The 20,132-nt window shown below is 64.1% G+C and carries 12 protein-coding genes and 1 tRNA gene; 11 read left to right on the top strand and 2 right to left on the bottom strand.

Annotation, left to right across the window (positions count from 1 at the left end; translation table 11 throughout):
* Positions 1-7 precede the first annotated feature (7 nt).
* Both LAN61_14125 and LAN61_14120 read right to left on the bottom strand, forming a co-directional pair.
* Complete coding sequence (locus tag LAN61_14125; GenBank protein MBZ5541650.1) at positions 8-3,262, bottom strand: glycoside hydrolase; 3,255 nt, start codon at positions 3,260-3,262, stop codon at positions 8-10.
* Positions 3,263-3,468: 206 nt separating this feature from the next.
* Entirely contained in the window at positions 3,469-5,568 is a 2,100-nt protein-coding gene (locus tag LAN61_14120) for a S9 family peptidase (GenBank protein MBZ5541649.1), read from the bottom strand.
* Between the two features lie 441 nt (positions 5,569-6,009).
* Here LAN61_14120 and LAN61_14115 point away from each other — a divergent pair, with 441 nt between their 5' ends.
* The 11 genes from LAN61_14115 to LAN61_14065 all read left to right on the top strand — a co-directional run bounded on the left by LAN61_14115 (position 6,010) and on the right by LAN61_14065 (position 20,096).
* Positions 6,010-7,317, top strand: a complete 1,308-nt coding sequence (locus tag LAN61_14115; protein MBZ5541648.1) for an APC family permease — start codon at positions 6,010-6,012, stop codon at positions 7,315-7,317.
* 119 nt (positions 7,318-7,436) lie between these two features.
* The gene (locus LAN61_14110) at positions 7,437-7,898 is read left to right on the top strand and encodes a hypothetical protein (GenBank protein ID MBZ5541647.1); all 462 of its coding nucleotides are present in this window, start codon (positions 7,437-7,439) and stop codon (positions 7,896-7,898) included.
* Between the two features lie 149 nt (positions 7,899-8,047).
* Positions 8,048-11,203, top strand: coding sequence for a hypothetical protein (locus LAN61_14105; GenBank protein MBZ5541646.1), 3,156 nt, complete (start codon positions 8,048-8,050; stop codon positions 11,201-11,203).
* Between the two features lie 39 nt (positions 11,204-11,242).
* Positions 11,243-12,055 carry an N-acetylmuramoyl-L-alanine amidase gene (locus tag LAN61_14100; protein ID MBZ5541645.1) on the top strand — a complete coding sequence of 271 codons (813 nt, stop codon included), beginning with the start codon at positions 11,243-11,245 and terminating at the stop codon, positions 12,053-12,055.
* The gene (locus LAN61_14095) at positions 12,052-12,801 is read left to right on the top strand and encodes a GerMN domain-containing protein (GenBank protein ID MBZ5541644.1); all 750 of its coding nucleotides are present in this window, start codon (positions 12,052-12,054) and stop codon (positions 12,799-12,801) included. Before LAN61_14100 ends, LAN61_14095 begins: the two co-directional genes overlap by 4 nt.
* An 89-nt stretch (positions 12,802-12,890) precedes the next feature.
* Positions 12,891-13,628 (top strand): ribonuclease PH, encoded by a 738-nt coding sequence (gene rph, locus LAN61_14090; protein MBZ5541643.1) that lies wholly within the window; start codon positions 12,891-12,893, stop codon positions 13,626-13,628.
* Positions 13,612-14,217, top strand: a complete 606-nt coding sequence (gene rdgB / locus LAN61_14085) for an RdgB/HAM1 family non-canonical purine NTP pyrophosphatase (GenBank protein ID MBZ5541642.1) — start codon at positions 13,612-13,614, stop codon at positions 14,215-14,217. Before rph ends, rdgB begins: the two co-directional genes overlap by 17 nt.
* 71 nt (positions 14,218-14,288) lie before the next feature.
* Positions 14,289-15,002: an endonuclease III gene (nth, locus tag LAN61_14080; GenBank protein ID MBZ5541641.1), complete on the top strand. Its 714-nt coding sequence runs from the start codon at positions 14,289-14,291 to the stop codon at positions 15,000-15,002.
* A gap of 79 nt (positions 15,003-15,081) precedes the next feature.
* Positions 15,082-15,158 (top strand) — tRNA-Pro (locus LAN61_14075).
* Positions 15,159-15,574: 416 nt separating this feature from the next.
* A complete protein-coding gene (locus tag LAN61_14070) occupies positions 15,575-16,432 on the top strand; it encodes an IclR family transcriptional regulator (protein ID MBZ5541640.1) in 858 nt (285 codons plus the stop codon).
* Between the two features lie 166 nt (positions 16,433-16,598).
* Complete coding sequence (locus LAN61_14065; protein ID MBZ5541639.1) at positions 16,599-20,096, top strand: carboxypeptidase-like regulatory domain-containing protein; 3,498 nt, start codon at positions 16,599-16,601, stop codon at positions 20,094-20,096.
* The last annotated feature ends 36 nt before the right edge of the window (positions 20,097-20,132 follow it).

Below are 20,132 nucleotides of genomic sequence, written 5' to 3'. Positions count from 1 at the left end.
AGGCGCGTTACGGCTCGTCGTCGCCATCCGCGGCGCGGGACGGGCGGAACCCAGAGACGTCTTCCGCCAGCGTGATTGGAACGGCTTTTCCTTTCTTCAACTGCTCGTTGAGGCCGGCGAGGCCGCTGGTCTTCAGCGTCTCCCAGCGCGCCAGCAACGATTTCCGAGCATCCTGCAGCTCGGCGAAGAGCGCCGCAGCCTGGGTGGTGGGCGCGGCGTCGGCGCTGTCGGCGACATTCAGGAGGCTGCCGAAGTGCTGGTTGAGCGACGTTAGATTTTCCGGCTGCTTGCCGCTGGGAGGCAGCCCGGCAAAACTGTCCGTGACTTCACCTTCGAGTTCCGCGGCTTGTTTGTCGAGCGCGGCGATGGGCCCGGCGAGCTTGCCCTGCGCCGCCTTTGCGGCGCGCTCCTTCAATTGCGCGCGCAGCGCCTGCACCTGCTGCAGCGCCGCGTAGCTTTCGTTCATGCCCTGCACGCAACCCGCTTGCATCGCAAACTGCTGGGCGAGCTCGCCCAGCGGCGTGGTGATGCGCGGGTCCATCCGCACGGTGAGCGGCTGAGTATAGCTCTTGCCGTCCGCGGTGAGCTTCACGGTGTAGTGCCCCGGAAGCGCCCGCGCTCCGAGGGGAACTTTCGGCGTATCGCGGTAGATCGCCGAGATGGGGAATTCGGTTTCGAGAGCATCGGGCGCGGCGTAATGCATATCCCAGACGAAGCGGTGCATGCCGGCTGCGGCGGAAAGAATCCGCGCCGGGCGCACCCAATACAGCGGGATGGGGTATTCCTTGGCGATTTTTTCGAGAGGCTCGGGCTTGTCCGTGCTGGCGTAGCGGCGCACGAGCTTCCCTTCCGCATCGAGGATTTCGAGGGTCACGGGGCCGGCCGCGGCGGCTTGCAAGGAGTAGTCGATGATCGCGCCGTCGGGAGGATTTTTCCCGGCGGGGATTTCCGGCGGCAGCGGCGTATCGGTGTTGCGGTTCCAGCGGAAGCGGATGGCCGTCTGCGGGGCGAAGAGATGCACAGCGGCGGCGGCGACGTCCGCGGAAAGCTGGCGCAGCGGGGTGATGTCGTCGAGGATCCAGAAGCCGCGGCCATGCGTACCGGCGATCAGGTCGTCGCCGTGAATGGCCAGGTCGCGCATGGAAGTATGCGGGAGATTGAGCTGCAACGGCTGCCAGGCGCCGCCGTCGTTGAAGGAGACATAGACCGAAGTCTCCGTCCCGGCGAAGAGCAGGCCCTGGCGCCCGGGATCCTCGCGCACGGCGTTGACCGGCGCATTCTCCGGCAGGCCCGCGGTGATCTCCTGCCAGGACTTGCCGAAGTCGCGGGTGCGGTAGATGTGCGGGTGCAGGTCGTCGAGGCGGAAGCGGTTGACGGCGGCGTAGGCGGTGCCGGCGTCGAAGTGCGACGCTTCGATAATGGAAACCTTGCTCCACGGGGTGAGCTGCGGCGGGGTGATGTTCTGCCAGCTCTTTCCCGCGTCGCGGGTGATGTGGATCAGGCCATCGTCGGTCCCGGCCCAGATGGTGTTCGATTCCAGGAAGGAAGGCGCCACGGCGTAGATGACGCCGCGGTGCCGGCCCTTTTCCGGGTCGAGCGCGGTGAAAGCGCCGAGATTCGCGGGCACCTCGTAGGACTCGCGGGTGAGGTCGGGGCTAACGATGGTCCAGCTGCGGCCGGCGTCGGTGGTCTTGAAGAGGACGTTGGCGGCGAAATAGAGGGCGTGCGGATTGCGCGGCGAAAAGACGACCGGCAACGTGCGGTCGTAGCGGTACTCGCCGCGGCGCACCGGCTCGGGAGCAATGTCCGCGACTTCGCCGAGGGCCTGATTGGTGCGCGTGAGGCGCGCGCCGTAAACGACGTTGGAGTCCAGCGGGTCGATGGCGATGTCGCCGTACTCGAAGACGCCGACGGAGTGCCATTCGCGGAAGCTGATCTCGCCGTAGTCGCTGCGGCTGGCGACGCCGGCGGAGCCGCTCTCCTGCTGCGCGCCGTAGACCCAATAGGGGAAGCGGTTGTCGGTGGTGACGTGATAGAACTGCGCGGTGGGCTGGTTGTACCAGCTGCTCCAGGTTGCGCCGCCGTTCACGCTGATCGTGGCGCCCTGGTCGCTGGTGAGCGCGATGATCTGCGGGTTCTCCGTGCTGATCCAGATGTGCTGGTAATCGTCGCCGCCGGGCGCGCCCTTGAATCCTGTGAAGGTCTTGCCGGCGTCGCTGGAGCGCCAGGTGGTGGTGTTGGCGACGTAGAGCAGGTCCGGATTGTCCGGGGCGACGGCGATGCCCATGGCACCCGGGCCTTCCCCGCCGATGCGGTGGTCGTCGTTGACGTGCTGCCACGTCTCGCCGCCGTCCTCCGAGCGATAGACTCCGGGATTCTTCGCTGCCGTAACCGTGGCATAGAGGCGGTTGGGACGGCTGGGCGCGACAGCGACGCCGATGCGGCCCAAGCCATCGGCGAACGCGGGCAATCCCCTGGTCAGCGGGACCCAGGTGTCGCCGCCATCGGTGGACTTGTAGAGGCCGCTGCCGGGGCCGTTGATGGAGCGGCCGTCGCGCACTTCCCAGGGCGCGACGCGCGCGGCCCACAGAGCGGCGTAGAGCGTCTGCGGGTTGGCGGGATCGAAGAGCAGATCGGCCGCGCCGGTGTTCTCGTCCTTGTAGAGAATTTTCTTCCAGGTCTGCCCGCCATCGGTGGAGCGGAAGACGCCGCGCTCCGCGTTCGGGCCGTAGGGATGGCCGAGGACGGCGACATAGACCCGGCTGGCGTCCTTGGGATCGACGAGGATGGCAGTGATCTGCTGGGCGTCGGCAAGGCCGAGGTGCTGCCAGGTCTGGCCCGCGTCGGTGGATTTGTACACGCCGTCGCCAACCGCCAGGTCCGGCCGCTGCAGGCTTTCGCCGCTGCCGGCATAGATAATGTTGGTGTCGGAAGGCGCCAGCGCCAGCGCTCCGATTGAGCCGGTGGGCTGGCCATCGAAGATGGGCTGCCAGGTGTGGCCAAAGTCGGTGGTCTTCCAGATGCCGCCGTTCACCGCGGCCATGTAGAAGACGTTGGGCTGGTGCGGCACGCCGGTGATGGCCACAGTGCGCCCGGCGCGGAACGGGCCGATGCTCCGCCAGCGCATCTCGGAGAAAAGCTTCGGGTCGAAATTTTGACCGACCTGGTGGTCGAGCTGCCGGGCGCGGGCGGGCGCGCCGCCAGCCGCCAGGAAAAAGAGTATCCCCGCCAGAAATCGCACCACGTTGCGCTGAAGAATCATGCTCGCCTCCCCGAAGGGGATGAGGATAGCGCGAGCGGGGTGCGCGGGCAATGACGGAGACGGAGGAAAAAAGAGAAAAAGAAAGAACGAACACGGCGGTGCCGGGCCCCTGCGGCGCAGAGCACAGGCTCCCGACCGAGTCGGGACAAGTTCCGCCTGTGCTACTGGGGAGCATCCGGCGAAAGGGCGGGGTTGAGCCGCCTGAGTCAGTCTGCGGGCTTGGCGACGGGCCTGGCCGGCGTTGGATCGCCTTTGACGTAGTGGGCGTACCAGGCGAGGTAGCGCTCGAGGCGGTCTTTGATGTGCGAGGGAATCTGGAATTCGTGGTACTCGCCGGGATAGACGACGAGCTCGGTGGGGATGCCGAGGCGCTTGAGGGACTGGTAGAGCTGCTCGGAATTGATGACTGGAACATTCCAGTCGATGTTGCCGCCCATGACCAGCGTCGGCGTGGCGATCTTCGTGACTTTATTGAAGGGCGAGAGTTTTTCCCACAGCGCGCGATTCTCCCAGGGCAGGCCCAGCTCGGTCTCCCAATCCCGCTGATAGTGGTCGTGGCCGTAGTTGGTGACGTAGAGGAACTCGCTGGCGCCGGAGATGGCGGCCTTGAAGCGCGTGGTCTGGGTGATGATGAAGTTGGTGGAGATGCCGCCGTAGGACCAGCCGCCGACGGCGAGCTTGTCCGGATCGGCAATCCCCTGGGCAAGGGCATAGTCCACCATGGCCATGTCGTCCTGGTAGTCCTTGTTGCCCCAATCCGCAAAGATCGCCTGGCAATAGCTCTGTCCGTAGCCGGAAGAGCCGCGCGGATTCGGAAAGAGCACGGCATAGCCGTTGGCGGCGAAGAGCTGGGCGAGGTGGCTGAATTCGGCGTAGTAGGCCCAGACGGGGCCACCGTGGGGGCGGAGGATGGTGGGGTACTTTTTGCCAGGGGTGTAATCGAGGGGCTTATAGAGGTAGCCGCTGACGGTGGTGCCATCCTTGCTTTTGAAATGGACGTACTCGCCCTCAGAAAGCTTCAACTGCGCCATCAGCGCATCGTTGGTATGCGTGATTTGGGTGAGCTGGCCGGCGGACAGAGCGTAAATCTCGTCGGGACGCGTAACGGTGGCCATCTGCGCGGCGATTTCTCCGGATTTGGCGAGGGCATAGCCATTCACCATTACCCGGCCGCCGACGGGCCGCGTGACTTCGCCCCCTGCAACCGGAATGCGGCAGAGATTTTGCGTGCCGTCGTCGTCGGCGATGAAATAGACGGAGGCGCCATCGGGAGCGAAGTGTGGATCGCTGACGTTGCGGTCCAGGGCCAAGGTGAGGAGTTTCGCCGCGCCGCCGGCGGCGGGGGCCACGGCGAGATGTTTCGTGGCGTACTGGAACAGGCGCGGCTCGATTTGGCTGACGAAAGCGATCGATTTGCCGTCGGGCGACCAGGCAGGGGAACGATCTTCGCCGGGGTTCGTGGAGACTTGCGTGAGATGCGCGCCCTTGTCGGTGTTGTCGGCGGCGACGACCCAGATGTCGGTGTTGTAGTTGTGGTCGGGGTCGGGGACGGAGCGGTTGCTGGTGAAGGCCAGGGAGCGGCCGTCGGGCGACCAGGCGGGATCGCTGTCGTCATAGTCGCCGGAGGTGACCTGGGTGAGGCTCTTCGAGGCAAGGTCGCAGAGATAGAGGTGGGTGCGGCGGCGGTCGAGATAGCCGACGGTGTCGCGCTTGAACTGCAGGCGGTCGATGACCCAGGGACGCGGCGTTTTGGGCTCTTTCTTCGCGTCTTTGTCTTTGTCAGGTGTGACCGCGAAGCGGTCAACTTCTTTGGCGGCTTCCAGCTCTTCCGGAGAGGCGTCGCGGAGAACCAGGACCAGGCGGCGGCTGTCCGGAGACCAGGCAAAGTCGTTGACGTCCTGCGGGGTGTCGGTGAGGCGCTGGGCTTCGCCGCCCAGGCGGTTGAGCAGCCAGACCTGCTGCTTGCCGCCGGAGCGGGCGGAGAGGAAGGCGAGGTAGTTGCCGTCGGGGCTCCAGCGCGGGTGGGAGGAGGAGACGCCTTCGGCGGTCAGGGCGACAGGCGCGCCGCCGGCGGCGGGGACCATCCAGATGCGCTCTTCGTTCTTGTCGTCCTTGAGCAGGGGCGTCTTGACGGTGTAGGCGACCCAACGGGCCTCCGGGCTCCATTGCGGGTCGCTGACTTCGCGGATCTGGAAGTAGTCGTCAATGGTGATGGGGCGCGGGGCTTGCGGCGGAGCTTGCGCGGAAACTGTGGCCGAAATACCCAGAAGAGCAGCAAGAAACAGCACTCCAGAAGCGATCTTCATACGCAAGCCTCCCGAAACCGCAGGAAATGCCGGACCAAGGCGCGGAGTTTAGCACAGGGCCCGGCCAGCGGCGACGGAGGAAAGCCAGAAAAAGATGCGGGAAAGCGCATGCACAGGGAGGGTGGCGATGGCCGGCACGTGAGCGCCACTCAGAGCGCAAAAAAAGTTGTCACTAAAGGCATTTTCTTCTTGCATGGCGGAAGGAAACTTGTATTCTGCGCATGCGAACACGCTTCAGAGCGAAAGCGAAAATCGCCGAGGAGGACGCAAGAGCAAGAATTGAGAACCACAGCGCTTCCCGCCCCGCTATCCTCCGAAGGCGTGACCGCGAAGCGGTCAACCGACTGCGTGACCGCGAAGCGGTCAACCGCCGCAGTCCCCCCAGCAAGAAAGCGAATCGTCAAGCTGACCCTTTGGCCGCTGGTCGCCGCCACGTTTTTCATGGTGTCGGGGGGAACCTACGGCACGGAAGAGATCGTGCATGGGGCGGGCTACGGGCGGGCGATCCTGATTTTGCTGTTCACGCCGCTGCTGTGGAGCCTGCCGACGGCGTTCCTGATCGGGGAACTGGGGAGTGCGCTGCCGGCCGAGGGCGGCTACTACGCGTGGGTGCGGCGGGGGCTGGGCAATTTCTGGGGCTTTCAGGAGGCGTGGCTGTCGCTGGTGGCCAGCATATTTGACATGGCCATCTACCCGACGCTGTTCGTAGCCTACCTGACGCGGCTGGAGCCGTGGTTCGGCTTCGGGCATCGCGGGGTGCTGGTGGCGCTGGGCGTGGTGGTGGCCTGCGCGGCGCTGAACATTGCGGGGATCCGGATCGTGGGGATGACCTCGCTGTGGCTGTTCTTCCTGCTGTCGGCGCCGTTCGCGCTGGTGGTGCTGTTATCGCCGTTTAAGATGGGCGCGCTGGCCGCGGCGCATACCGCGCCGGTGACCTCCACGGTGGGGCTGCTGGGGGGCACGCTCATCGCCATGTGGAACTACATGGGCTGGGACAACGCCTCGACGATTGCGCAGGAAGTGGAGCGGCCACACCGCACCTATCCGCGGGCGATGCTGGCGGCGGTGATCCTCGTTTCGCTGACTTACATCCTGCCGGTGCTGGCGGTGTACCTCACGGGGATCCCGGCCGCGGCGTTCGAAACCGGGTCGTGGGCCGACCTGGCCGGGCTGATCGGCGGGAACTGGCTGCGCGTGGCCCTGGTGCTGGGCGGAATGATGAGCGGCTTCGGGATGTTCAACGCCCTGGTGATGAGCTATTCGCGGCTGCCGCTGGCCATGGCCCAGGATGGAATGCTGCCGAAGTTTTTCGCGAAGGTGCACCCTAAGACGAGGGCGCCGTGGGTGGCCATCCTGGTCTGCGCGACGGGCTGGGCGCTGTGCCTGGGGCTGGGATTCGAGCGCCTGGTGACGCTGGACGTGATGCTGTACGGGGCCAGCCTGTCGCTGGAATTCGTGACGCTGGTGGCGCTGCGCATTCGCGAGCCGCAACTGCGGCGGGCGTTTCGCGTGCCCGGGGGCCTGGCCGGGGCCGTGCTTCTGGGCGTCTTTCCCATGCTGCTGCTGAGCCTCTCGGTAGTGCGCAGCCAGCGCGAGGAGTTCCTGGGGATGAACGGGCTGGTCTTTGGCGTGCTCATCATCGCGGCGGGATTCGCGATCTATGGCCTGCGCACGCTGCTGCCGGCGACGCGGGTTGCCGGGCCTGTGGTGGCCGGCTCGTTGGAAGCCACCACCGAGCACGCAGACTAGTACGGCCCCATTTCGAAACTTTTCCCCTTCCGAAGGGTTGTTGATTCATATTGAGGTTTCTGCCAAGCCTTGGTTCCATGGAATCCGCTAGAGTCCTATAGAGGTCTGTGAGGACGATCATGCGAAAACAATTTTCCCTGCTGCTTACCGTTCTGACGGCTGCGCTTCTTGCCGCGGCGCTGCCGCGGACGGCGCTGGCTGCGCAGGACGCCGGCGCCGCGCCAGCCCCATCCCAGAGCGAGCCCCAGAATCAACCGCAGACCCAGGCCCCGCCGCAGGAGGAGGGCCCGGGCGCGGAGGCGGAGGAAGTGGACGACCGGAAACTGAACCTGTCCCCGGAGCAGAAGAAGCAACTGCAGCAGATCCGGGAAAACGGGAGAGCGCAGGTGCAGGCGGTGCGCAACAATCCTTCGCTGACGCCGGTGCAGAAGAGGCTGAGGATCCGGCAAATCCGGAGGACCATGCACCGGCAGGTGATGAGCGCGCTGAATCCGCACCAGCGGAAGATCTGGCGCGCCAGGGAGCGCGAACGGCGCGAATACCGGCGCCGCCATCGCCGCTACCGTCGCCAGCCGGCGTAGAGACGTCCGCCTTTTCTGTTCCGAACCCCGGCGCGGCGCAGCCGCAGCCCGCGCGTTGACTTGACCGGCGGGGACCTCTAAAATTCCTGCGCTGTGTCCCGATCCCAGACAAACTTGTTCCATACTTACTTCCGCGGAGAGAACCTGACGTGAAAACAGTGCACGGTGCGTGGCTGGCCATTTTTTTCCTGCTGGCATCTCTATTCGGGCTTGGGCGGGTGGCGGCTGCGCCGGCGGAAAGTCCGACGGTTGATCCGAGTTTGTTCCAAGAGCTGCGCTGGCGACCGATCGGGCCGTTTCGCGGGGGACGGGCGCTGGCGGTCACGGGCGTGCGCGGGCAAGCGGACGTTTTCTATTTCGGAGCGGTGGGCGGCGGAGTGTGGCGCACGAATGACGCGGGGCGCACGTGGAAACCGATTTTCGATGGACAGCCGATTGCCTCCATCGGAGCGATCGCGGTGGCGCCGTCGGATGCCCGCGTGATCTACGCGGGATCGGGCGAAGCCGACATGCGCTCGGACATCACCTACGGCAACGGAATGTACAAATCGAGCGACGGGGGGAAGAGCTGGAGCCACATCGGGCTGGGCGAGACGCGGCAGATCGCGCGAATAGTGGTGGATCCGGGGGACGCGAACACGGTGTACGTCGCGGCGCTGGGACATGCCTACGGGCCGAACCGCGAGCGCGGAGTGTTTCGTTCGCGGGATGGCGGGAAGAGCTGGCAGCGGGTGCTGTTTCATGACGAAAACACGGGGGCGATCGACCTGGCGATGGACCCGCGCAATCCGAAAATGATTTTTGCGGCGCTGTGGCAGACGCGGCGTCCGCCGTGGAACGTCTATCCGCCGTCGAAAGGGCCGGGGAGCGGGCTGTACCGGACGACGGATGGCGGCGAGCACTGGGAGCAGATTACGGGACACGGCTTGCCGCCGGAGGGGCTGGGGCGCATGGGCATAGCCTTCGCGCCGAGCGATGCCCGGCGGGTATACCTGATCGTGGATGCCAAGGAGGGCGGGCTGTACCGTTCCGACGACCGCGGGGAGAGCTGGGCGCGGGTTTCCACGGACAAGCGCATCTGGGGACGCGGCTGGTATTTCGGCGAAGTGATCGTGGACAGCAAGGACGCGGATACGGTGTACGTGCCGAATACATCGCTGTACCGCTCGCAGGACGGCGGAAAGAATTTCACGGCGATCAAGGGCGCGCCGGGCGGCGACGATTATCATTCGTTGTGGATCGATCCGGATGAGCCGCGGCGGATGATTGTGGGAAGCGACCAGGGCGCGGTGGTCACGAGGAATGGCGGGGAGACGTGGAGCTCCTGGTACAACCAGCCGACGGGGCAGTTTTATCACGTGGCCACGGACAACCGCTTCCCGTACTGGGTCTATGGAGCACAGCAGGACAGCGGAGCCGCGGCCACGCCGAGCCGCAGCATCTACCGGGCGCTGAATTTCCACGACTGGCGGCCGATCGATGCCGGCGAGGAGAGCGGGTCCATCGCTCCCGACCCGCTGCACCCGGGGGTGGTGTACGGAGGATTCGTCTCGCGGCAGGACCTGAAGACCGAGCAGAACCGCGCGGTGCCCCCGACGCTGGCGTATGCGGGCAGATATCATCGCACGTGGACGCTGCCATTGGTCTTTTCGCCGAGCGATCCGCATGTGCTGTACTTCGGCGCGCAAGTGCTGTTCCGCACGGCCGACGAGGGAAATTCTTGGCAGATCATCAGCCCGGAACTGGGGCACGAAGACCCCGGGGTGCCGGGAAATCTGGATGCCTCGGCGGCGGCAAACAGAGCGCCGGGCAAGACCCGGGGGCTGATTTACACGATCGCGCCCTCGCCGGTGCGCGCCGGGGAGATCTGGGCGGGCACCAACGACGGCGTCATCCAGGTGACGCGCGACGAAGGCAAGGCCTGGCAGGACGTGACGCCCGCGGAAGTCACGGCGTGGAGCAAGGTGACGCACCTGGAAGCTTCGCATTTCGATGCCGCCACGGCCTACGCCGCGGTGGACCGCCACCGCCTCGACGACCTGCAGCCCTATCTCTACCGCACGCGGGACTTCGGGAAGAGCTGGCAGCGCATCGCACGGGGCATCCCGGAGGGCAGCTACGTCAACTGCGTGCGGGAGGACCCCGCGCGGCAAGGGCTGTTGTATGCGTGCACGGAGACGGGCGTGTTCGTGTCGTTCAACGACGGGGAGGATTGGCAGCCGCTGCAGCTGAATCTACCGGTGACGCCGGTGCGCGACCTGGTGGTGCACGAGGACGATCTGGTGATCGCGACACATGGCCGCTCCTTCTGGGTGTTGGACAACGTGACGCCGCTGCGGCAGAGCAACGCGCGGGTCGCTGCGGCGGACGCATGGCTCTTCCGCCCGCAAACGGCCTATCGCGTCCGCCCGGGCTCGGATCAGGGAACGCCGCTGCCTTTCGACGAGGCGCTCGGAGAGAATCCGCCAAACGGCGCGCTGCTCGATTACTACCTGAAGGAGACGCCGGCGACGCCCGTGCTGCTGGAGATTTTCGATGCGGCGGGAAAGCTGGTGCGGCGCTTTGCGAGCGACGACAAGCCGCAGAGTCTTGCTCCGGCCTCGCTCCCTATCCCGATGTACTGGGTGCATCCGGCTGCGCCGCTGGCCTCCGCTCCGGGGATGCATCGCCTGGTCTGGGACCTGCGCTATCCGGCGCCCGCCGGGATGCCCTCTTCGCAGTACGATACACCCAGCCCGTGGGCGTTGCCGGGAAACTACAGCGTGCGTCTGACGGTGAACGGCAAGAGCATGACCGAGCCGCTCGTCGTGAAGATGGACCCGCGGGTGAATGTTTCGGGGGAAGATCTGGCGGGGCAGTTTGAAGCAGACCAGAGCCTCGCCGGGGCCTATGGGGAGGCCGCGGCCATCGCAACACAAGCCGGACGGGTACGCGCGCAAATTCAGGCCCTCGGCGACAAGGTCGGGAAAAACAAGAAGCTTGGCGAAGAGCTTGCGGCCCTCGATGCAAAAGTGCGTGGCGTCCTGGCGCCGGAGAGCGGCGTGGGCCAGGGGGTCTTCGGGCTGAGCGTTCCCGGCGACGAAGACGAAACGCCGCGCTCGCTGCCCGAGGCGCTCAGGGCGTTGATGAACATTGTGGAAAGCGCGGACGCCGCGCCATCGGCAGATGCCACGGCAGCCATCAGCGGGCTCCTGGAGGCGCGGCGCTCCGTGGTCTCCCGCTGGAAGGAAATAACAGCGCAGGACCTGCCGCGCGTGAACGAACTGCTGCGCCGGGCGCATCTGGAGTCGCTGACTGCGCCATAAGATTGCCGCGGGCGGCACCGCGGGGCGGGCATTTTTGATATGCTGCTCGACGTGCGTATCGCGGCTTTCCTTCTATTTCTGACCGGCATGCTGATTCCCGGGGCGTGCGCGCAGACGCCGGCAGCGCCCGCAGGCAGGAGCGCGCCGAATGCAGCGCAACAGCAGACGCCGGCGACGATTCCAGCCGCGGCGCAGGCCGCTCCACAGACCGAGCCGCCGCAGCAGCGGACGGGGTTGCGGATGGTGGTGCTGGACCCGGCGCACGGGGGGACGGATCCCGGAGCGCGGGGCACGGGCGGGATGCGCGAGAGCGAGCTGGTGCTGAGCTTTGCGGCGCAGATCCGCGCGGCGCTGGAAAAGCAGGGCTTTTCCGTGCTGCTGACGCGGCAAGGCAACGACAATCCTTCCTTCGACGACCGGGCGGCCATGGCCAATGCGCAGCGCGGGGCGGTCTTTATAACCTTGCACATCGGTTCGACCGGGCTGCCCGGCAGCGTGCGCGTCTATACGCTGCCGGACTTTCCGGCTGCGGCGCCGGCGCCGGGCAGGCTGCTGCCGTGGGACCGGGCACAGGCCGCGGCGCTGCCGCTGAGCCGCAGGCTCGCGGAGCTCGCGCAGGCCGAGTTCTCGCAGCGGTTCAAAGGATCACCCAGCAGCGCGCAGACGGCCCCGGTGCGGCAACTGCGCTCGCTGGCCTTGCCGGCCATCGCCGTGGAACTCTCGAGCGTCTCCGTGGAAGATAGCGCGGTGCTGGAGCAGATGGGACCGGACGTGGCCAGCGCCCTTGCGCGCGCGGTGGCTGAATTCAAGGCGGTTTACGACGCCGCGCAGGTCCCGGGAGCGCAGCCATGAGTCCGCGCTGGCGTGTCTGGCTGGTTGCCGGGCTGGCGGCGGCGGTAGTGGCCGGCGCGATCTATTTTCCGGTGCTGCGCCGGCGCATCCAGCGCGCGGCCCGGCTGCAAGCACAGTCGATCGAGCAGGCGCGGCGCGAGCTTTCGCAGCCGGTGGCAGTTGCGCCAGGGGAGCCGCGGGTCAAGGCCCAGCTGTTCTGGGCTTCGCCGGAGGAAGACGGCGGACTGGCTGCCGTGACGGTGGAGCTGCCCCTGACGAACGAGCCGGTGCTGCGGGCCAAGCAGGTGCTGAACACGCTGCTCGCGGGACCGGTGGACACGGAACTGCGCACCCTGCCGCCAGACGCGGCGCTGCTGGAATTTTATCTCCTGCCGGACGGCACAGCGATTGCGGATTTCTCCGAGCCGCTGGCGACTTCCCTGCCCTCCGGGATCGAAAGTGAAAAGCTGGCGGTGGAGTCCATCACGCGGACGCTGGAAGCCAATGTGCCGCAGGTGCAGCGGCTGAAGATACTGATACATGGGCAGGAGACGGAGACACTGGCGGGACATCTGGACCTGACGGAACCGTTTGTGGTGAGAACGGGAGGGAGCACGGCGCCCGCAGCGCCGGGAACGATGCCGGGCGCGGCGAAGCCCTCTATCGTTGCGCCCGCCGCAACGGCGGCTCCGGCAGCGGGGCCGCCGGCGAAGTTGACACCCGGCACGGCGCCCGGCAAACTGAGCCCGGCGGAGAAGAAACCGTGAGGCGGGACGCGTTGCGGACGGTGAGAGACGGGATGAGAATTGCGGGTACTGCGGATCAATAGATAAGTTGGGAAGGGCAGGAGGAAGTCTTGCGAATTGACGGCCGGAGCGCCGACCAGATGCGGTCCCTGAAGATCACGCCGGATTTTATTTCCTCGGCGGAGGGCAGCGTGCTGATCGAGCTGGGCAACACGCGGGTGATCTGCACGGCCACGGTGGATGACGGGGTGCCGTCGTTTCTGAAGGGCAGCGGCAAGGGCTGGGTGACCAGCGAATACGGGATGCTGCCGCGGGCCACGGAGCAGCGCACGCCGCGGGAAGCGGCGCGGGGCAAGCAGTCCGGGCGGACGCTGGAGATCCAGCGGCTGATCGGGCGCTCGCTGCGCGCGGTGACCGATCAGAAAGCGCTGGGGGAGCGCACCGTGTGGCTGGATTGCGACGTGATCCAGGCCGACGGGGGAACGCGCACGGCTTCCATCACCGGGGCGTTCGTCGCGCTGGCACTGGCGTTCGAGCGCATGGTCGCGGCGGGGATACTGAAGACGCTGCCGCTGACCGACACGGTGGCCGCCACGAGCGTGGGCATGGTGGACGGGCGCGCGCTGCTGGACCTGTCGTACGAAGAGGACGCGCGCGCGGAAGTGGACATGAACGTGGTTATGACCGGAAGCGGGAAATTCGTGGAGATTCAGGCCACGGCCGAGGGCCAGCCGTTTTCCGGCGGAGAGATGCAGGATCTGCTGGCGCTGGCCGCCGCGGGAATCCGCCGGCTGACCGAACAGCAGCGCGCCGTCCTGCCCGTGCAATTCAGTGCGCGCACCCGCTAAGTTGTTCCTCGCATCGTCCAACGCCGGAAAGCTGCGGGAGTTTCGTGCGCTTGCGCGCGTGTTCGCGCCTGGCGTTGCGCTGGAACTGGAGCTGCTGCCGGGGTTCGAGTCTCTGCCGGCATTTGAAGAAACCGCGGCGACGTTCGCGGAGAACGCGCTGGGCAAGGCGCTGTACTATTCGCGGCTGCGCGAGGGGCTGGTCTTTGCGGACGATTCGGGGCTGGTGGTTCCGGCGCTGGGCGGAGCACCGGGGGTGCAATCGGCGCGCTACGCCGGAGCGGAGGCCAGCAATGAGCGGCGAATCCAGAAATTGCTGGGTGCGCTGCGCGGCAAGACGGGAGCAGGGCGCGCGGCGCATTTCGTCTGCGCGATTGCGCTGGCTGAACGCGGGCGCGCGGTGGCAGTGGTGACCGGCCGGGTGGACGGGGAAATCCTGAAGGCGCCGCGGGGCGGCGGGGGGTTCGGCTACGATCCGATCTTTTACTTCCCCGCCCTGGGCAAGACCTTCGCCGAGATGGCCCCTGAGGAAAAGAACCTGTACAGCCACCGCGGGCGGGCGTTTCGCAAATTGCTGCAGCTGTTTGTGTAGCGGAGGCGGAAGAAGAAGGAGCCCGCCGGAAGGCGGCCGCACCAAACGGGCTGTGCTATAGTTTTGCGCTTATGGCGACCAAGAAAAAAGCAGCGAAGAAACCAGCAGCGGCCAAGAAGACAAAATCAGCAGGAACGGCGGGAGGCGGGGCGAACGCCAAGCGGGTGGCGGCGATCCTCGCGGGGCTGGATGCGGCGTATCCGGCGGCGAGCTGCGAGCTGCAGCACGACAATCCGTTTCAGCTGCTGGTCTCCACGATCCTCTCGGCGCAGTGCACCGACGTGCGCGTCAACGAAGTGGCCAAGACGCTGTACGCGAAATATCCGGCGCCGGAAGCATTTGCCTATGCGACGCCGAGCAAGCTGGAGCAGGAGATCCGGCCGACGGGATTTTTCCGCAACAAGACGAAATCGATCATGGGGGCAAGCAAGGCCATCGTGGAAAAGTTCGGCGGGAAGGTGCCGCGGACGATGGAAGAGATGCTGACGCTGCCGGGGGTGGCGCGGAAGACGGCGAACGTGGTGCTGGGCACGGCGTACGGGATCGCCAGCGGCGTGGTGGTGGATACGCACGTGCTGCGGCTCTCGAAGCGGCTGGGTCTTTCGCAGCACGAAGACCCGAAGGGGGTCGAAGCGGATCTGATGCGGGTGATTCCGAAAGAGAAATGGATTCTTTTTTCCCACCAGATCATCTGGCACGGGCGGCGGGTCTGCCAGGCGCGCAAGCCGAAATGCGCGGAGTGCAACCTGGAGCCGCTGTGCCATTCGAAGGACAAGACGGTCTGAGCAAGCCGGACAGGTCTCGAGTCGCGAGTTGGAATCCTCACGAGAACAGCCATGGTAAGAGATGCTAGAATCGTTGTGTCGGGGCGTAGCGCAGCCTGGTAGCGCGCCTGCCTTGGGCGCAGGAGGTCCCCGGTTCAAATCCGGGCGCCCCGACCAATTTATGAGTTTTGTTTCTCATGGTTTAGCAACGCTCACTTTGCTGTCACTGCTCTTGTGGATTTCTCCTAGACAGGAGGTTTGTTTTCGCAAGCCGTTCAATTCCCACAACTTCGCTGCGCGCTGTCGATGCAAAAACGCAATGGCCGGAAGATCAATTTCAGAAATTGTTGAATTAACGTAAGTTGAGAGTAGGTCGTCTTGTGGGTGTGGGGAAAATTGCGGGGACCTCGCGCATCTCTATCCTCATCGACCTGGTGTAGTGTCCAGCAAATAACTGGACAATTGAACCTGATACCCGCGATACGCTCACTTGCGACGGCGAATTTGTTGTGATATGTTCCCTGCGATTCTATACGGCAATGTAGCCGCCGGCCGGGCTAGACGAGTCTCATCAAGCCGGGGTGGAATTGATCATGCGTTCTGAAAACAAGAGCACGTCGCGAGCGGTGGCGCGCGCGCTGGCGATCGTTGAAGCTTTTGGTGAACACGACAGAATGAGCTGCCGTGAGATTGCCCGCCGCCTGGGGATTCCCAAAACGTCTGCTTGGTACATCCTGCGGACACTTGAGTCACAGGGCTACGTGCTGCGAGATGCCGAAGACGGGCGCTACCGGCTGAGCATGAAAATGGCAACTTTCGGCCAATCCTTGACCGAGAAGCGCATCAAGCGATTGGCGATTCCCGTTCTAATGTGGCTTACGGAGCAAACTCATCTCAGCACTGGTTTGGCCAGTTCTGGCTGGATCTTGCATTGCTCTTTGCCGGACATGAGACCGGAGAACTGGAAAATTTCTCAGAATGAGTTTCATCCCTCGCCCTGCGGCAAACTCTCCTTGGCCTACCGTGCCGAGCCGGAAGTGCTCGCCAAGCTGGAGCAGCAACAGCTGATGCGCCGTGTGCCGATCAAGATTAGCAACTTGTCCCATCTTATGGAGGAACTCGCACAGATCCGAGAACAGGGCTACACGGTGGATGATGGAAGAACCATCCACGGACTGCGCTTCGTTTCCGCCCCGGTCTTCGGACCTTGCGGGCATTTGAAAGGTTGCATCGGTGTGGCCGGATTTGTTGGCCATATACGCGAGGAGAGGTTGCCGCAGATAGGGGCCTCGGTGAAGGAAGCGGCACAGATGCTAATGCAGCAGCTGAACCATCCCGACCAGCTCTCGGCAGAAGGAGTGGGACTCTTGTCTGATATGTCGCGACGCTGCCTTCCCGGCGTCGGACGCATCCTCGAACTACCAGTTGTGCACTACGCTCACCAAGCCTGAGCAGAGCCGATCCGGGTCTTAACAGGAGCTCATGTCAAAGTAGCTGGACCGAGTTCAGCGAAATACCCCTCAGAGACTCAGTTTTTGTCCCATATTTGGACCACCCGTCTTGACACTCCCCTGAGCCGTGCGTAAAAGAGATGCGAATCTCGCAGGAGAGTGGGGAATGCTCAGACCAGTCACGGCTTCGCTGCTAGCGGCGGTCTTGTTCTCGCTGCCATTGTTGTCACAAACCTCGGCTACCGGCGCGCTTTCCGGCACGGTCGCCGACTCCCAAGGTGCAGTGCTGCCGGGTGTGACCGTCGTGTTGCTCCAGCAAGAAACGGGCGCGCGACGTACTGTGGTGACTGACACGGACGGCGTATTTCGTTTTGCGTTGCTCCCACCCGGCAAGTACTCCGTCGAATTCAGCATCTCGGGTTTCAAGACTGTCAAGAGGACCGACCTCAGGGTGAACGTGTCGGAAACGACGATCGTCAACACTTCGCTGCAAATAGGTATGAGGAGCGAAATCATCCAGGTGAAGGCCGATCAGTTGCAGGTCCAAACGGAGACCTCATCGCTTGGCCAACTGATTGGCGAAAATGATCTCAGGGATATTCCCCTGACTAACCGCAATTACACCCAGATGCTGCACCTGTCGGCCGGGGTAACGGCCAGCCTCACGAACGCCGCGGAGGTGGGACGCAACACCCAGGATGTATACGTTCACGGCGGAACTACGCTGGACAACAACTACCAGATGGATGGCGCCCAGATCAACAACTCCTACAGTGGCCGTGCCGGGGACACCACGGCATTCGGTGGAATCCCCGTCCCCAATCCGGATGCCATCCAGGAGTTCAATATCCAGACCGGGCAGTACGACGCCGGCTCGGGCAGGAGCATGGGCGCCAATGTAAACGTGGTGACCAAGTCCGGCACCAACGATTTCCACGGTGCGGTTTTCGAGTATTTCCGCAACGACGTGCTTAACGCCAACGATTTCTTCCTCAACCGCAACGGCCAGCCGCGGCCGGTGATGAAACAGAACCAGTTTGGATTTACGCTGGGAGGGCCGGTCAAACGCAACAAGCTTTTCTTCTTCGGTTCCTACCAAGGCACCCGTCAGGTGAACGGGTTGGGGGCTTCTTCGCTGCGCAGCATCAACCTGCCGCCGCTCACCAACGACCGCTCCGCCGGGTCGCTGGGCGCGATATTCGCGGGGCAGCGCGGTTTGTTTCAGATGCTGTTCGGGGGCGTGGGCCCGGCGATTCTGGCGGACGGCAGCAACATCAATCCCGTGGCCCTGACACTGCTCCAATTCAAACTGCCCGACGGCAGCTACTACATCCCCACGCCGCAAATCATCGTCAATGGCCTGGGCATGTCCACCTATAGTGTGCCCTCCCGTTTTTCCGAGGACCAGATGATCGAGAACGTTGATTACGCGATCTCGGCGAAGCACACCTTCAGCGCGCACTGGTTTTCCGGTTGGGATGACGAAAAGCTGGGTTTCCCCCAGTCCAGCCTCATACAGAACTTGAACGCGGTTCCCGGGAACGGCCCGCTCGGCGCTTTCCGCAACCACACCCTGACCGCCAAACTCACTTCGATTCTTACGAACAACTTCGTGAACGAAGGCCGTTTCAGCTTCATTCGCAATGTTGGCGTTACCCAGAGTGGAGCGCCGCTAAGCGCCCAACAGGTGGGGATGCAGCCAGGCCCGATGTCGAGCGAAATGCCTTCCATCGCCATGCCGGGCTTATTTTCATTGGGCGCGGACATCAATGACGGCGAAAAGACAGCCGCTGAAAACTTTCAGTTTGCCGACCAGATTGCGTGGACGAAGGGCAAGCACAACATGCGCGCGGGGTTCGGCTTCGAGCGCATCCGTCAAAATGACAATGCCGACGGAGTGGAACGCGGATTCGTGGTGCTTCCCAGTTTCCCCGACTTCCTGCTGGGCTTGCCCGGCTGCCCCCCCGGCACCTTTCCGGCCACTTGCAATCCCTTTAACCCCGGAAACACGACCGGCATCCCGTTCAGCAACCTGTTAGTGTCCGTCGGCTTCTCCGGAACAGTGGCCCGGCACCGCCGGATCAACGACTGGTCCTTGTTCTTCCAGGACGATTACAAGCTGCACCCGCAGCTCACGCTGAATGTCGGTCTTCGCTGGGAAGTTAACGGGCCTGCCTCGGAAATCAATGGGTTGATCACTAATTTCAACCCGGCACTGGCAGATCCCGTCCCACCGCCCGGTGGAACCTTCAGCGGATTCGTAGTGGCCTCGAACTTTCCGGGCACTATACCCACAGGCGTAACGCGGAGCGATAACAAGAGCACGTTAGCCGGTGGAACCCCGCTGCACAACGTCGCTCCCCGTATCGGTCTGGCGTGGCGTCCCATCGCCGGCAATCAGAACTTCGCGGTCCATGCTGGATATGGCGTCTTTTACTCCCGCACCAGCACCAGTGGGATCTTTGGCACCAGCTTGGCGCAGCCTTATTTCGTCCTCTCCCAATTGAGCGGGCCGGCAAATACCCTGGCTAGTTTGCAGCAGCCGTTCAACCCCGCGCCGCCGCCTGCGAGCGCCTTTCCCATATGGACACCTCGGCAAGTAGGCAGCAATATGTCTACGGTGGTTCTGGCACCCGATTTTGATTCGCCGATGGCACAGCAGTGGAGCCTGAATTTCGAGTACGAGCTTAAGGGTGGCGTAATGGCCCAGCTTGGTTATGTTGGTTCGCACGGTACACGGCTACTGGAGCTGACCGAACTGAACCAGGCACAACTGGCCAGCCCGCAGCACCCCATAAATGGCGAAACGACCAACACGGTTGAGAACGTCGGGATGCGGGTACCTATCGTGGGCTTTACGCCGGACGGCCTGCGTGCCACCGAGACGGCGGGAACGAGTTCCTACCATGGACTGGAAGCGACCGTGCGCAAGCGTATGAGCCACGGACTGCAAATTCAGGCCACCTACACATTCAGCAAAATCCTGGACAACCAGGTAGTTTCTCAAAATGCTTCCATCGGCACCCTGTACGGGGGCATTTCGCAAAGAATGGTGAGCGACGGCCGCGGCCCAGCAGAATACTCGCGCCCGCAGCGCCTGGTGCTGAGCTATCTCTACAGTTTTTCCAACGTCCACGGGGGCACAGGCCTTTGGGGCAAACTGCTGGGAGGCTGGCAGGTCTCGGGTGTCACCACGATCCAAAGCGGGAATCCTCTCACGCTGGTGGACGCGCGGGCCGGATCCATCTATGGGGCCAGCCTTACGCGCTTTTTCTATATGCCCGCCAACTTCTGTCCCGGGGCCAGCAATGCCAGCTTGGTCACAAGCGGCAGCGTGCAATCACGGCTGAATGGCTATATCAACACGAACGCAATCTGCCCCCCGCCTGCGATTGGGGATGGCACCGGCTACGGCAACATTGGCCGTGGTGCGCTGAGGGGGCCAGATCAGAACAACTGGGACATATCCTTGGCCAAAATCACCAAAGTCAAGGGATTCACCGAGGCAACGAACGTGGAGTTTCGAGTGCAGTTCTTCAATGCCTTTAATCATCCGCAGTTCGACAATCCGTCTCTGGACGTGGGTTCCCCTGGTTTCGGGGTGATCAATTCCACTGCGGTATCGCCGCGGCTGATCCAGTTCGCGCTGAAGTACAACTTCTGAGGGATCACAGCGTACAGCGAGTGGCTGATCCGGCAG

It is taken from the genome of Terriglobia bacterium (assembly GCA_020072785.1).
Classification (GTDB): Bacteria; Acidobacteriota; Terriglobia; order Acidiferrales; family UBA7541; genus Acidiferrum.
Note: the sequence above shows the minus strand (reverse complement) of the source record. Positions and strands in the feature narration are given on the sequence as shown.

Coding starts and splice junctions, on each gene's coding strand:
- LAN61_14065 (MBZ5541639.1), top strand. CDS start 16,599: ATGCTCAGACCAGTCACGGCTTCGCTGCTAGCGGCGGTCTTGTTCTCG.
- LAN61_14070 (MBZ5541640.1), top strand. CDS start 15,575: ATGCGTTCTGAAAACAAGAGCACGTCGCGAGCGGTGGCGCGCGCGCTG.
- LAN61_14120 (MBZ5541649.1), bottom strand. CDS start 5,568: ATGAAGATCGCTTCTGGAGTGCTGTTTCTTGCTGCTCTTCTGGGTATT.
- LAN61_14125 (MBZ5541650.1), bottom strand. CDS start 3,262: ATGATTCTTCAGCGCAACGTGGTGCGATTTCTGGCGGGGATACTCTTT.
- LAN61_14100 (MBZ5541645.1), top strand. CDS start 11,243: ATGCTGCTCGACGTGCGTATCGCGGCTTTCCTTCTATTTCTGACCGGC.
- LAN61_14110 (MBZ5541647.1), top strand. CDS start 7,437: ATGCGAAAACAATTTTCCCTGCTGCTTACCGTTCTGACGGCTGCGCTT.
- LAN61_14115 (MBZ5541648.1), top strand. CDS start 6,010: ATGGTGTCGGGGGGAACCTACGGCACGGAAGAGATCGTGCATGGGGCG.
- LAN61_14095 (MBZ5541644.1), top strand. CDS start 12,052: ATGAGTCCGCGCTGGCGTGTCTGGCTGGTTGCCGGGCTGGCGGCGGCG.
- nth (MBZ5541641.1), top strand. CDS start 14,289: ATGGCGACCAAGAAAAAAGCAGCGAAGAAACCAGCAGCGGCCAAGAAG.